This is a genomic window from Gelidibacter pelagius, from assembly GCF_017581925.1.
GTDB classification, from domain to species: Bacteria; Bacteroidota; Bacteroidia; order Flavobacteriales; family Flavobacteriaceae; genus Gelidibacter; species Gelidibacter pelagius.
Map to the genome: position 1 here is coordinate 1 of NZ_JAGEVG010000079.1, position 427 is coordinate 427.

A 427-nucleotide genomic window follows, 5' to 3' on the forward strand; every position below is an offset into this window, starting at 1 on the left:
AGCTACGTTCGGAAGGGATAAGCGCTGAAAGCATATAAGCGCGAAACCCACCACAAGATGAGATTTCTTTAAAGGGCCGTGGAAGATTACCACGTCGATAGGCCATAGGTGTAAAGGCAGCAATGTCATAGCCGAGTGGTACTAATAGCCCATAGGCTTATTGTACGCCTGTTTTTTAGTAGAGTACAACAGTTTTTTATGTATGTAGGCACATTGTGCCCTTTTTTCAATATGTCACGATATTAAGCCCCTCCCGACCTCCCCAAAGGGGAGGATGCCGAGGAGAACGCAATCGGCTCTCCCCCTCCGGGGGAGCTGGAGGGGGCAAACCTTTAAGGTGGTTATAGCGACGGGGCTCACCTCTTACCATTCCGAACAGAGAAGTTAAGCCCGTTTGCGCCGATGGTACTGCATCTCGTGGGAGAGT

Annotated in this window: 2 rRNA genes; both read left to right on the forward strand. The window is 50.1% G+C overall.

The window, feature by feature from the left end:
- Window positions 1-165: ribosomal RNA gene (locus tag J4051_RS18885) — 23S ribosomal RNA — on the forward strand; the annotation flags it as partial.
- A gap of 168 nt (window positions 166-333) precedes the next feature.
- Window positions 334-427: ribosomal RNA gene (gene rrf, locus J4051_RS19335) — 5S ribosomal RNA — on the forward strand; the annotation flags it as partial.